Origin of the sequence: Trinickia mobilis, assembly GCF_017315705.1 — a bacterium.
Lineage (GTDB): Bacteria > Pseudomonadota > Gammaproteobacteria > Burkholderiales > Burkholderiaceae > Trinickia_A > Trinickia_A mobilis.
Map to the genome: position 1 here is coordinate 71,095 of NZ_JAFLRF010000002.1, position 12,891 is coordinate 83,985.

Consider the following 12,891-nt stretch of genomic DNA (forward strand, 5'->3'; position numbering starts at 1 on the left):
GACCTCACGCTTCAACCGAGGCATCGACACCGCGCACGTGCGGGTGATGTCCGTGCTTGTCCACGATGTGCTCTGTCCTTGCGAGCTTTCGCAGAACCACATAGAAGACGGGCGTAAGCAGCAACCCGAACAAGGTCACCCCAAGCATCCCGAAGAACACGGCGATACCTATGGCATGACGCATCTCCGAACCTGCGCCACTTGAGACGACCAGCGGCACCACGCCCATGATGAACGCGAAGGATGTCATCAGGATTGGCCGCAAACGCAGCCGGCTAGCCTCGATGGCGGCCTGGACGATCGAGCGCCCTTCCATCTCCAGCTCGCGAGCGAACTCGACAATGAGAATCGCATTCTTCGCCGACAATCCGACAAGCACCATGAGGCCAATCTGCGTGAAGATGTTGTTGTCTCCGCGAGTCAACCAGACTCCGAGCAGCGCTGAAAGCACGCTCATGGGGACAATCATCAGAATGGCCAGAGGCAATGTCAGGCTTTCATACATCGCTGCCAGCACCATGTAGACAAGCAGAACGCTGATAGGGAACACCCAGAGAGCAGCGTTGCCAGCAAGAATCTGCTGATAAGTCAGGTCAGTCCACTCGAACTTCATGCCGCGCGGCAACGTCTTGGCGGCAATCCTGTCGATGGCGGCCTGCGCCTGCCCCGACGAGTAACCCGGTGCGGGACCGCCATTGATGTCAGCAGAGGTGTAGCCGTTGTATCGGACGACCGAATCAGGACCATAGGTCGGGGTGACCTTCACAAGAGTCGACAGCGGCACCATCTCACCCTTATCGTTACGCGTCTTCAGCAATCCGATGTCGTCCGTATGTGCGCGGAATGGTGCATCCGCCTGCACCCGCACCTGGTACACACGGCCGAAACGGTTGAAGTCATTCACGTAGAACGAACCGAGATAGACCTGCATAGTCTCGAAGATGTCGGGTACGGACACGCCGAGCTGCATGGCCTTCACGCGGTCAATATCGACATTCACCTGCGGCACGTTGATCTGATACGTGGAGAACGACGGACCGAGCTCCGGCGCTTTCGCTGCCTCCTTGAGGAAAGCCTGGGTAGCGTTGTCGAGCGCGGTATAGCCCTGGGCCTGCTGATCTTCAATCTGAAGCTTGAAGCCACCAAGCGTGCCCAGGCCCAAAACCGGCGGCGGCGGGAAGACTGCGACGTACGCCCCCTTGATCCCCGAGAGTCGCTTGTTCAGTTCTGCAGCAATGCTCAGACCGGTCAGTGACTTGCTCTTACGCTCTTCGAAGGGCGTTTCGCCCAAGAAGATGACCGCCGAACTCGACGAGTTAGTGAAACCGTTGACGGACAGGCCCGGGAACTGCACGGCTGCCTCGACGCCTGGCGTCTTCAGCGCGACGTCGCCAACTTGTCGCACGACCTCTTCGGTCCGGTCGAGGGAGGCGCCGTTGGGCAGTTGCACGATTGCGACCAGGTACTGCTTGTCCTGGACCGGAACAAACCCACCCGGCACAACTTTTCCCATGAGAACCGTCAATCCCAGCAAGACGGCGTAGATGACGAGGATGATGACCTTGCGGTTGACAACCCTGGCTACCCCTCGGCTGTACGATTCAGAGCCGCGGTGAAATACGTTGTTGAACGCGTTGAAGAACGGTCCGAACACCTTGTCCATGGCGCGCGAGAGCCAATCCTTCGGCTCGTGATGCCCCTTAAGCAGCAAAGCGGAAAGAGCCGGTGAAAGCGTGAGCGAGTTGAAGGCAGAAATGACCGTCGAAATTGCAATGGTCATCGCGAACTGCTTGTAGAACTGGCCCGTCAGACCACTCATGAACGCGAGCGGCACAAACACGGCAATCAGCGTCAAAGCGATTGCGATAATCGGCCCGCTCACCTCCTGCATGGCCTGGTGGGTTGCCTCCTTTGGAGACAGGCCCGTGGCGATGTTGCGCTCGACGTTTTCGACCACCACAATCGCGTCGTCGACCACGATGCCGATGGCGAGCACCATGCCGAAGAGCGACAAAGCGTTCACCGAGAAGCCAAAAGCAAGCATCAGCGAGAACGTCCCGACTATCGACACAGGTACGGCGATCAGCGGGATGATCGATGCGCGCCATGATTGCAGAAATACGATGACCACCAGCACGACCAGTGCGACAGCTTCCAGCAGCGTGTGAATCACCGCATGGATACTCGCTCGCACGAACTGCGTCGGGTCATAGACGATCTCATACTTCACGCCTTCCGGCATATCGGCCTGGAGCGCCTTCATTTGTTCCCGAACGTGTTGCGAAATATCCAAAGAGTTCGCGCCCGGCAGTTCAAAGATCGCCATCGCGACTGCCGACTTGTTGCTCAGTAGCGAGCGGCGTGCGTATTCAGACGCGCCCAATTCGACGCGTGCGACGTCCTTGAGTCGCGTCACGGCGCCATCGGGTGATGTCTTCAGGACGATATCGCGGAACTCGTCTTCCGTATGAAGCCGGCCCTGTGCATTCACGTTAAGCTGCAGCGGTACATCCGGAGTCGACGGAGACGCGCCTATCTGACCGGCAGCAATCTGGAGGTTCTGTGCCCGAATCGCCGTCACTACGTCGTTTGCGGTCATATTGTGCTCGGCCACCTTCTGCGGATCGACCCAGACGCGCATGGAGTAGTCGCCGGAACCCCACAAGGTGACCTGACCAACGCCAGGAATACGCTCCAGACGGTCACGAACGTTGATGAGCGCATAGTTCCGCAGATACGTGCCGTTGTATTTCTCGCTCGGCGAAATAAGGTGGACAACCATGGTAAGCGTCGGGGACGACTTGACGGTCGTCACCCCAAGGCGCTGCACGTCTTCAGGCAAGCGAGGCAACGCCTGGTTCACCCGGGTCTCTACCTGCTGCTGTGCAAGGTCAGGATTCGTCCCAAGCTTGAACGTGATTGTCAACGTGAGCGTGCCGTCGCTATTGGCCTGCGACTGCATGTACAGCATGTTCTCGACACCGTTGATCTGTTCTTCAAGCGGCGAAGCAACCGAGTCAGCGATAACCTTGGGGTTAGCGCCGGGGTATTGCGCCGTCACCACGACGGACGGCGGTACGACATTGGGATATTCCGATATGGGCAGATTGACCATGGCGATCAGACCCGCCAGCAGAATCGCTGCTGACAGGACCGCCGCAAATATCGGACGCTCGATGAAAAATTTGGAGAGGTTCATGACAGTCTCTGGCTAGGTACGAAGCGCGTTGTGGAACGTGCGCACTCAGGAAGCGCCCGCCGCGGAAGCGGCGTCGCCCGACATCTGCACGAGGTTCGGCTTGACGGGGTCGCCCGGACGGACTCGCTGCATGCCGTTCACCACAATGCGGTCACCCGGCTGCAGCCCACTGGTGATGACGCGCAAGCCCCGATGCTGGTCACCCAGCTTCACTTCCCGGTACTGGACCTTGTCTTCCTTGTCCACCAGCAGCACGAACTTCTTTTCCTGATCGGTCTGGATTGCTGCGTCACTGACCAGCACTGCTTGATGCGGCGCGCCACCACCAACGCGAGCCCGAACATAGAGCCCCGGTACCAGCACGCCGTCCGCGTTGTCAAAGCGCGCGCGCACACGAATCGTCCCGGAACTAGTGTCAAGCCGGTTGTCCACGGAATCGATCACGCCCTGTCGGGAATAGCCCGTCTCGTTGGCCAGGCCAATCCAGGTCGGAACCGTCACCTTCGAGTCGTGGCTGAGAAAACGCAGGTACGTCCGCTCGTCGACGTCAAACGACGCATAGATGGGTGACATCGAAACCAAGGTCGTCATCACGGGAGCGTTCGTCCCTGTAGAAACCACGTTTCCGACTGTTAGCAACGCACGAGAGACACGCCCGGACACGGGCGCCGTAATTGCCGTGTAGCCCAGATTGATCTGTGCCGCTTCAAGCGCTGCTTTCGCGGCCTTCACACCTGCCATGTCTTCACGGTTGGCGTTCTGCGCCTCGTCATAGTCGCGTTTGGCGATTGCATTGTCGGTCAGCAGTCTCTGGGCACGCTCCCAATCAGTCGAGGCATATCCGCTGCGGGACTCCGCCGAAGCGAGTTGCGCTGCTGCCCGATCGACCTCCGCCTGATACGGACGCGGGTCGATGGTAAAAAGCAGGTCTCCCTTCTTGACCATCGCGCCGTCCTGGAAATGGACGGCGACGATCGTTCCCGAAACGAGGGGCCGAATCTCTACATCGTTGATGGCCTCGATTCGACCCGAGTACTCCTGATAGTCGGTGATGGACCGCGAGACAACAGTCGCAACATCAACGTCCGCTGCGGGCGGCGCTGCAGCGGCGGCCGCCTCGGGGACGGGTGCGCCACCGGACGTGTGATACATCGCGCCAACGCCGGCGATGACCGCCAGGGAAATCGCGCTGGCGGCAACCAGCTTGCGCTTGAAGACCATTTCAAACTCCCATTTACTGGTGATATGAATCAGGATCGGGATCGCTCTGAAGTCGCGCCGAATATCCTGTTGAAGAACGCGGCAACGTCAGCGAGCACCTCCTGTCGTGACGCCAGTTCGTTGTGCGCGACGTTCTGGTAGCGCGTAACCGTCGTGGGTACGCCCGCGGAGATCAGTTCTGCAGCGTACTTCTCTGCTTCCACGTGCATCAGGTCGTTCTCCGCGCTGGCAATGAATGCAGCAGGCAGGCCCTTCAGGCGGCGGGACTCGATCGGTGCGGCGTACGGATGCAGCCGGTGAGACATGAACGGCAGATATGCCCTGTAGCCATACGCACACTCTTCTACATACATATCTGGATTTATATCGCCACCCAGATCGGCGATGCGCGTCATGCTCGGATCGAGCAGTGGTGCAAGAAGCGCTTGAGCCGAAAACCGGAATTCGGCTTGGTCACGCACCATGGCCGCCAGGCCCGCAGCCAGATTGCCGCCGGCGTCATGTCCAGCCACAGCCATACGTTTTACGTCTGCGGAAAGTGGACGTGCGTTGGCCACAACCCACTGTGCAGCACAGTATCCGTCGCAAAGCGCGGTAGGAAATGGGAATTTAGGCGCCAGCGAATAACCCACGGATACCACCAGGGCCTGCGCTTCCGTAGCCAGTTGGGAGCAAATCGTGTCGGCCTGCTCGGGCGTCCCCTTAACAAAGCCGCCGCCGTGAAAGAAGAAGATGACAGGCGTCGCGCCGCGCTTGATTGGGAGACGATACGTACGCAATCGGATCGCCTTTACGTGGCCGTCCAGTTCCACGTCCCGAATTTCGATTACCTGTTCGACATTGGATTTCATACCTTTCAGGCCTAGTGCCTTCCCGGATGTTTCGATAGGGTGGATTGTGATTGCGGACCGCAAACAGATAAATGGTTGTAATTCAGAACACAATTCACGCCAACCGAAGAATCAGCTTCATCCGCGAGCTATTCTTTCCGCACGTCCGGGATATGCGGCCAGTTTGTATGGGGTAATCGAATATGGACAGGCACCTGGCGATGCAGGTCTTCACCAAGGTCGTGGAGATGAACGGCTTCGCATGCTCGGCGGAGGCTCAAGGAATTCCGCACGCGTTGGCCGCAACAATCATGCAGAAGCTGGAGGCTCTCTGCCTGTTCGTCTCGTGCAACGGACGACGCGCCACATCAAGCTGCACCTGATGGCGCGGAATGTTACGAGCGCTGTGTGCGTACCCTCATCGATATCGATGAGACGAACGAAAGGCTAACCAGTAGAGCCACGGGTGTTCGCGGCAAATTCAGAGTCGATATGCATAGGGGCGGGTGCTTGTCATGACACGTATAGAGTGCCGTGAGCGATACCCAACGTTGAACTCAAGCTGCCTTTTCAGGAACCCGCCTGTGGACCTGATCCACGAAGAAGGCGACTGCGCGCTCCGGGCGAGCCAGTTGGATGACTTCGGTCCGGTCGCGCAAGGACCCGGCACCATTCCCACTATGATTGCCGCAACCTCAGCATACCGTGGGCGCTAGCTGAATTCGATGTCCGTATAGTCGATCCAGATAAGAAGCCTGTCTTCCATTACCCGGTAACTATCGTCGCAGAGATACGCTCTTCTCCGATTCGGAATCAACAGGCCGTTCGAGTTCGACAAATCATATGCGTAATTCGCAACGTTTACACCGCCCGCAATATCCAGCGTGTAGTCTTGGCGACGCATCAGGAATCTATCGTCGAAATAAAACGTCTGGATGGGACTATGACTGACAATTGCGGACGGAAAAGTTACGCGCAGTGCATGCCACGTCTCTAATCACAGAATCAGCGAGTACGCACAATCTTCCTGTCCCAGAATGACCGTACTCGCGCGGTTAGATAATCGGCGCCCACGCCGTGGCATTGAAGCGAGATGTCCGATTCCAACCTATCCCGCGAATTCCCAGGAGTAAAGCGATCTACGGAGCCACGACCCAGTCGCGACCAGCGATCGGACCACCGGCTTGCTGCATGCGACCGCCGGCAACGAGACCGCCAAGATCCACGGACGCGTAGCCAAACTGTTCGACGAGGCCAATCACCACGGCCTTTGCGTCCTGGTCGTCACCCGAGACAAAGATGACGCGCTTTCCCCCATGAAACTGCGGGCCCTTGTCGTAGTGTTCCATACGGATGGCGTTGAACGCCTTGACTACCCGAGCCCCAGGTGCGAGTGCCGCAACAAGCTCGCTAGCACCTGTACCGCCCAGGTCCGCCAGTACGAGCTCAGGTTCGACCTGCGCAAAAGGGTTGGTTGTATCCACCAGAATGCGGCCTTCCCAATTCGGCAAACCTTCTAGAGCTGCTGGAACTTGAAGCCACGGAACGGCAAGCACGACCATTTCGAGCCGAGCCGCCTCCTCCACTGACACTGCCGAAGCCTTCGTACCGAGTACGCCCACGATATCGCGCAAACCCTGCGGTCCACGCCGCGCGCTCAAGAGAACCTCGTGCTCAGCCTGAATGGCGCTTTTGGCAATAGACCGCGCTACAGCGCCGGCTCCAATGAAACCAATCTTCATGTCGACTCCTGTTCGGCAATCTGACTCGATAAAACCATGCCCGCATAGGAGCATGGCTCCTGGAAAACGGTCTGTTCAGTAAAACGTGCGCTGGGTGTCCACGAACTTCAGCGGTTTGCCAGACTCGGCATTACACGGGTACAAAGTTCGAATTGCCAGCCGACCAGCTACGCGCCCTCAATGTCTCCCCCCTGAGAGGCGGGAAAACAATTGCCCGTCGCTTCGTGGTGCATCTGCGAACGAGTTTTTGCGCGGCGACGCTCGACTGGTGTCGTGGGTGCGCTTTTGAGCGAGCTCGCTGCACCGCCATCCACTTTTCATTCGGACAGCAATATTGGAGCGATCACTCTTTTATGGCATCATAGGTTCGCCTCTATAGATGACTGCCGAAATGATCTCCCATCACGACGGACACGGCCTGCCTTTCTTGAATGCACGTGCCGATTCCATTGGTTCCCTGGTGAGACTCGCCCCATACGCTACCAAGAATCAAATGATGACTCGTCACGCGGCTCAGAAGCGCTTCGGGGCAACGCAACGCAACGAGTACACCATCTCGTTGGGCTAGTGAGACCAGATAATCCTGAGATTCGAGCCGCGAATACAGGCGGTCGACTTCCGGTCGGGCCACCATAAGGAGCTCGTCCAAAGGACCTAGCACGTCCTTGTACGCGTCGCCTTCCAGAATTCTCGCCTCCGGCACCCGGTCCGGCTGCAGCCCATAGTTCGTAATGCACCGTTCCCAGGACGAGCGGACCGTGTCTGGAAACGTGTGCACCCCATCGAGTGCCGCCGGCCGAGCCAGTTGAGTCAGCACGCCAATTGCGTGGGAAGACGTGTTCATTGAATCGATTCCGTGATTACGCCGTTTCGGCTGCCGATGCCTCTGAATACTGCGGGCCAGAAAATCCAAGCGCAAAGGCCCGACTTTCGCATCGGCGTGGTGAAACGCAATCCGGAATTGCCCTCATCAGCCTTTCTGGCGGGGCCAGACGAGCGGATGACCTCGTCCGGGCCTCGGACTGCTGTCGCACTTGCGACGTTCCAGTGTCGCGCTAGTGTCGCGCCACACCCTGGCGCAAAACCCTAAGTGGTTGATTATCTGTCGATTATTTGCGCTGGCACGATGCATGCGGATGTCGTGTGCGAAGGCAAGGCGCACACGGTTCGATCGCGTTGCCGCATTCCGAATCGAACCGGTGAACGGGAAGACGCTCGTTTTAACTGCCTGACGCAGCGCAGTGCCTCGCCATCATGTAAGCGACTTTGAATCAACACACCGCAGTCCTGACTGCAACCGCTCCGGCGAGAACATGAAGGAGACGAAGATGAGAAACCTCGAAACACGCGCACTTGGCAAGTCCAGCGTGAATGTCACCGCGATCGGATTGGGAACGGTGCCTCTGGCTGGCTTTGGCGTAGGCGTGGACTATGCGCAGTTCGAGAGCACGTTGTTGAGCGCGTACCAGCAGGGCATACGCTATTTCGATTGTGCTCCGATGTATGGCCTCGGGAAGGTCGAGCACTTCCTCGGTCACTTTCTTCGCACCCACGGCATCAGATCAAATGTCGTTGTCAGCACAAAGGTCGGTCGCTTGCTGAAGCCCGTCAGCCGGGCGACGAAGGGCGACGTCATCTTTGGAATCGACTGGATAGACGCGCTGCCGTTCGCAGAAGAGTTCGATTACTCATACGACGGAATCATGCGTTCATTCGAAGACAGTCAGCAACGACTGGGACTGGACTTTATCGACGTCATCTTGGTACACGACATCGGTCGCCTCGCCCACGGCGAAAAGAACGCAATCTATTGGAAACAGCTGACGAGTGGTGGCTTGCGCGCGCTCGATGAACTTCGCCGCAGTGGCTGCACGAAGGCAATCGGGATCGGCGTGAACGAAACAGCGGCCGTTCTCGAGATGGCTGATGAATTCGATCTCGACTGCTGCCTGCTCGCCGGCCGATATACCCTGCTCAATCACGAGCCGCTAACGCACTTCTTTCCGGAATGTATCCGGCGCAAGATCTCGGTGATCGGCGCAGGCGTCTTTAACTCGGGGATCCTGGGCGCCGGCACCCGTGCGGTAATCCGAAGTTACGATTATCAGGCAGCACCGGACGACATTCTTTCCCGAGTTCGGTCTCTTGAAGAGGTCTGCGCGAAGCACAACGTAGCCTTGCCGCAAGCCGCCGTTCAGTTCGTCTATTCCCACCCAGCCGTATCCAGCCTGGCGCTTGGAGCCAAAAACGTCGGCGAAGTCACTCAGAACATCGCCGCGCTATCGGCACCCATTCCGGCTTCGTTCTGGGACGAACTCAAGGAACGCCGACTCATCCCTGAAGAAGTGCCGCTGCTCCCCTCGCGCAATGCGGCATCAGAAGTGGCTCGGACCACCTGATCGATGGCAGGCGCACGTTGCAACAAGCCTCTTACGACGGTGACTGAAAATGTCCGAAATCTTTGAAGCAAAGCGAGCGGTTATCGACTGCTCGAATGTCCTTCCCGCATTCAAGGCCGCCCTGCGGGGCATGGCAAGCTCGGTATGTGTGATCACAACATGCGACGAGGCCGGCAAGCCTCACGGCATGGCTGCGTCGGCCGTCGTTTCCGTATCTTTCGATCCGCCGTCGATGCTCATTGCCGTCAACGATTCGGCAAGCATTGCTGAGCGGCTGAAGGCAAAAAGAGCATTCTGCATCAACGTCCTGACGTCCGACCATGGTCCGGTCGTCGAGGCGTTTTCCAGTTCCGCAATGCGCGAACACCGCTTTGCGTCGCAACAGTGGGTACGGGGGACGCGAGGTCTTCCTTACCTCCGTACGGCACAGGCGTCCATTTTTTGCGAGGAAGACGGCTCCTTGAGATACGGCACGCACACCGTGTTCATCGGCCGGGTCTTCGAAGTCGCCCTGGGCAACACGACGGGTCCCTTTGTCTGGCACAACGGCACCCGGGTTGAAATTCAGACCGCTGCGTAAATCATCAATCTATTCTGGAGACTACTGTGAAACTCGGCCTTTTCCAAATGCCGCTCCATCCGGCAAATCGTCCCTTCCACGAAACGCTGAAGGAGAACGCCCGGAAAATCATTTACGCCGACAAGCTTGGGTTTGATCAGGCATGGGTAGGCGAACACTTCTCCGCGACAACGGAACCCATCGCAGCGCCCATGATGTTCATGGCTTCGCTCTTGCCGCAGACCAAGAACATCGTTTTCGGTACGGGGGTTGTCGCCTTGCCGAATCACAATCCTGTAATCGTTGCCGCTGAAGCCGCGCAATTCGACCATATGTCGGAGGGGCGCTTCATGTTCGGCATCGGTCCGTCCGGCCTGTCAAGCGACCACGAACTGTTTGGCAATACCGACGGCAAGGTGCGAACCGAAAAGCTCCTGGAGTCGATCGATATCATTACCAGGATCTGGCAACAGGACCCGCCCTACGACATTCAGGGCAAGTACTGGCAGGTCAAGATCACCGAGTCGATTGTTCCTTCGCTTGGAATCGGCTACATGCCGAAGCCCTACCAGCGGCCCCTTCCGCCGATCGCGATGTCTGCGATGTCGCCGTATTCGAGTACCGTCAAAACGGCGGCCGAACGCGGCTGGATGCCGATCAGCGCCAACTTCTGCCCTGAGTACATCGTGGCGAGCCATTTCAAGAAATACGTCAAAGGATTTGAAGCCGTGGGACGCGCACCAGACGGAAAGGACTGGCTCGTGGCACGCAACATCGTCATAGCCGACAGCGAGCAGGAAGCGCTCGACGCCGTACTCGATCCCAAGGGTAGCCTCTACTACTACTTTGACTATCTCTGGACGGTCATGAAACGGGCCAACTATACGGTCGTGATGAAGGAAGACCCAAACTCGCAAGACGATTCGCTCACCACGGAAGACCTCATCAGAAGCATGACGATCTATGGATCTCCGGCAACGGTCACGGAGAAGCTCGCTGCATTTCGCGAGCGTGTCGGTCCTTTTGGCGGTTTGCTCATGTCGTCGCCTGATGGGTCGGGGCCGGAACTCGAGCGTCAACTGAAAACGATGCGACATCTGGCGCTCGATGTCATGCCGAAGCTGCGGTCGTATGCCGCCAGGCAGGAAACGCTGATGGCAACTTCGGATACCTGACACCTGAGAGACCTTCTGGTGAGCTGTGGCGGCCGATGTCCCGGTTCATCCTCGCTGCGATAATATTAAGCATTCCTATACTATTCGTTGCGCGCCCGGCCACTGGTGAGAATCTTCGTCGAGCAACCGGGCAGCGCAGAAGTCACTCCGGTCATGAATCAAGGAACCAGACATGAATTTGAAGAATCCGGCCCTCTTCCGGGAGCTGGCATACATTGCCGGCGAATGGCAAGGTGCCGACGACAACGGCACGTTCGATGTGTTCAATCCGGCTGACGGGACCATGCTGGGTAAAGTCCCCAGGATGCGTGCACCGGAGACCCGGCGGGCCATTGACGCCGCCAGCAGGGCCTGGCCTGCCTGGCGAGCCAAAACCGCCAAGGAACGTGCGACAATCTTGCTGAAGTGGCACACCTTGATGCTCGAGAACGCCGATGACCTTGCCCTGATCTTGACAAGCGAGCAGGGAAAGCCACTGGCCGAAGCGCGGGGCGAAGTCCTGTACGCGGCGTCCTTCCTCGAATGGTTCGCGGAGGAAGGCAAGCGTGTCGCGGGCGACACCCTGCCGACACATGCGCCTGACAAACGAATCTTCGTCACGAAAGAGCCGATTGGCGTCTGCGCAGCCATTACGCCTTGGAATTTTCCGGCGGCGATGATCGCCCGTAAAGTTGGGCCCGCCCTCGCCGCAGGCTGTCCGATCATCGTGAAGCCTGCTGAATCAACTCCGTTTTCGGCGCTGGCAATGGCCGTGCTTGCCGAGCAAGCAGGCATCCCTCGCGGCGTCTTGAGTATCGTGACCGGCGAACCCAGGGACATTGGCGCCGAATTGACCGGGAATCCCACCGTCCGGAAACTTTCCTTTACGGGCTCGACCCAGGTTGGGCGCTTGCTGATGGCCCAGTGTGCTCCGACAGTCAAAAAAGTCTCGTTGGAGCTCGGTGGAAACTCACCGTTTATCGTTTTTGAGGATGCGGATATCGACAGCGCCGTAGAAGGCGCGCTTGTCTCCAAGTATCGTAATTCTGGACAAACTTGCGTCTGCGCTAATCGCTTTTACGTGCATGAGCGGATCCACGATCTGTTCGCGGAAAAGCTCGCAGCTGCCGCAATGCGCCTCAAAGTCGGCCCCGGAATCAGTGCGAATGTCGCGCTCGGGCCGCTCATCAACGAAGCCGCCGTCAAAAAGGTCGAATCCCACATCGAAGATGCGGTCGGGAAGGGTGCAAGAATTGTGACGGGGGGTAGGCGGCATTCACTTGGCCAAAGCTTCTTCGAGCCCACGGTAATTACTGGGGTGACATCCGACATGAGGTTTGCCCGGGAAGAGACCTTTGGACCTGTGGCCGCCATCTTCAAGTTCTCGACGAACGACGACGTCATCAAGCTCGCGAACGACACTGAGTATGGGCTTGCCGGTTACTTCTACAGCCGCGACGTTTCGCGGGTCTGGAAAGTAGCCGAAGCACTCGAATATGGCATCGTCGGGATCAACACCGGACTGATTTCGACTGAGACCGCCCCATTCGGCGGCGTCAAGCAATCCGGGCTCGGACGCGAAGGCTCGAGCTATGGCATCGATGACTATCTCGTGATCAAGTACATCTGCATGGGAATTTGACCGAGCTGGCGCGCAGATCGGCGGGGCAAGAGACGCAGCGAATTCGCAAGGCCCAGTTCGATCTCGCGAAGCTCGGCCTCGAGGATACCGCTGCGCCTGCTGTACAGAATGCTGTCCGGTTCCATCGATAAAGCGCCCTGCCGAT

At 58.1% G+C, this 12,891-nt stretch carries 10 protein-coding genes; 5 read left to right on the plus strand and 5 right to left on the minus strand.

The genetic code is table 11. From position 1 onward, the window contains the following. Positions 1 to 4 precede the first annotated feature (4 nt). Genes J3489_RS03145 through J3489_RS03155 form a run of 3 tightly spaced genes read right to left on the minus strand, consistent with a single transcriptional unit; the run spans position 5 to position 5,271 of the window. Positions 5 to 3,199: an efflux RND transporter permease subunit gene (locus J3489_RS03145; RefSeq protein WP_206996201.1), complete on the minus strand. Its 3,195-nt coding sequence runs from the start codon at positions 3,197 to 3,199 to the stop codon at positions 5 to 7. A 45-nt stretch (positions 3,200 to 3,244) separates the two neighbouring features. Continuing rightward, a complete protein-coding gene (locus J3489_RS03150) occupies positions 3,245 to 4,420 on the minus strand; it encodes an efflux RND transporter periplasmic adaptor subunit (protein ID WP_206996202.1) in 1,176 nt (391 codons plus the stop codon). Positions 4,421 to 4,449: 29 nt separating this feature from the next. Further along, complete coding sequence (locus tag J3489_RS03155) at positions 4,450 to 5,271, minus strand: alpha/beta hydrolase (RefSeq protein WP_206996210.1); 822 nt, start codon at positions 5,269 to 5,271, stop codon at positions 4,450 to 4,452. A 200-nt stretch (positions 5,272 to 5,471) separates the two neighbouring features. Here J3489_RS03155 and J3489_RS03160 point away from each other — a divergent pair, with 200 nt between their 5' ends. After that, on the plus strand, positions 5,472 to 5,633 hold the full coding sequence (locus J3489_RS03160; protein ID WP_206996212.1) for a hypothetical protein: 162 nt from the start codon (positions 5,472 to 5,474) through the stop codon (positions 5,631 to 5,633). A 756-nt stretch (positions 5,634 to 6,389) separates the two neighbouring features. Here the strand turns inward: J3489_RS03160 and J3489_RS03165 are convergent. Both J3489_RS03165 and J3489_RS03170 read right to left on the minus strand, forming a co-directional pair. Continuing rightward, on the minus strand, positions 6,390 to 6,992 hold the full coding sequence (locus J3489_RS03165) for an NADPH-dependent F420 reductase (protein WP_206996214.1): 603 nt from the start codon (positions 6,990 to 6,992) through the stop codon (positions 6,390 to 6,392). Positions 6,993 to 7,365: 373 nt separating this feature from the next. Next, positions 7,366 to 7,836, minus strand: coding sequence for a sigma-54-dependent transcriptional regulator family protein (locus J3489_RS03170; protein WP_206996216.1), 471 nt, complete (start codon positions 7,834 to 7,836; stop codon positions 7,366 to 7,368). 484 nt (positions 7,837 to 8,320) lie between these two features. On the opposite strand from J3489_RS03170, the gene J3489_RS03175 reads away from it, so the two are divergent. From J3489_RS03175 to J3489_RS03190, 4 genes are all read left to right on the plus strand, one after another. Then, positions 8,321 to 9,391, plus strand: a complete 1,071-nt coding sequence (locus J3489_RS03175; protein ID WP_242539749.1) for an aldo/keto reductase — start codon at positions 8,321 to 8,323, stop codon at positions 9,389 to 9,391. A 49-nt stretch (positions 9,392 to 9,440) separates the two neighbouring features. Next, positions 9,441 to 9,971: a flavin reductase family protein gene (locus tag J3489_RS03180; protein ID WP_206996227.1), complete on the plus strand. Its 531-nt coding sequence runs from the start codon at positions 9,441 to 9,443 to the stop codon at positions 9,969 to 9,971. Positions 9,972 to 9,997: 26 nt separating this feature from the next. Next, positions 9,998 to 11,125 (plus strand): LLM class flavin-dependent oxidoreductase, encoded by a 1,128-nt coding sequence (locus J3489_RS03185; protein WP_206996229.1) that lies wholly within the window; start codon positions 9,998 to 10,000, stop codon positions 11,123 to 11,125. A 172-nt stretch (positions 11,126 to 11,297) separates the two neighbouring features. Further along, on the plus strand, positions 11,298 to 12,746 hold the full coding sequence (locus J3489_RS03190; RefSeq protein ID WP_206996230.1) for an NAD-dependent succinate-semialdehyde dehydrogenase: 1,449 nt from the start codon (positions 11,298 to 11,300) through the stop codon (positions 12,744 to 12,746). The last annotated feature ends 145 nt before the right edge of the window (positions 12,747 to 12,891 follow it).